Source organism: Paenibacillus hunanensis (assembly GCF_014645615.1).
Taxonomy (GTDB): Bacteria; Bacillota; Bacilli; order Paenibacillales; family Paenibacillaceae; genus Saccharibacillus; species Saccharibacillus hunanensis.
On record NZ_BMMB01000063.1, the window covers coordinates 1 to 573 of the forward strand.

Below are 573 nucleotides of genomic sequence, written 5' to 3' on the forward strand. Positions count from 1 at the left end.
GTGGAATCCCCCCGTCCCCCCGCCCTGCAGTACTGCAGGGGGGGGAAGGGGGGATTCAAGGGCCGAAGGGGCCTCGAATCGGGGGACCCCACGAATACGGCCCACACACGAAGGTGTGTGGGGTATTCGTGGGGCCCTCTTAGTTTAGCTCGTATTTTAAGTCATGCTCTTGGTTTTCCTTTTTAGCTTTTAAATAAAATTTAGCCTTGTTCATAAGTAGCCAAATAATGACGCTTCTGAGCCGGAGGCTATCAAAAAAAAAAATTAAATTTAAGAGAGATTAGCTCAGTTGGTAGAGCAACCGTTTTACACACGGAAGGTTGGGTGTTCGAATCACCCATTTCTCATTTTTAATACTTACTTTAGGATTCTTTAACTTAACTGGTAAAGTGCATTATTGATAATAATGATATTCAAGTTCGAGTCTTGAAAGAATTAAAGAGAATTGACCGAGTGGTTTAAGGTGGCTAGCTTGAAACTAGTTATGGTTCAAACCATCATGGGTTCGAATCCCATATTCTCTGTTAATTAACTAAGGTTTGGTGATTCAAATTAGCCTCCTCCTACAGCCTC

The 573-nt window shown here is 42.9% G+C and carries 2 tRNA genes; both read left to right on the forward strand.

Annotated features, from left to right (window positions below):
- The first annotated feature begins 274 nt into the window (after nt 1–274).
- A tRNA-Val gene (locus IEX62_RS24350) sits at nt 275–347 on the forward strand.
- A gap of 92 nt (nt 348–439) precedes the next feature.
- Nucleotides 440–524: transfer RNA gene (locus IEX62_RS24355), tRNA-Ser, on the forward strand.
- The last annotated feature ends 49 nt before the right edge of the window (nt 525–573 follow it).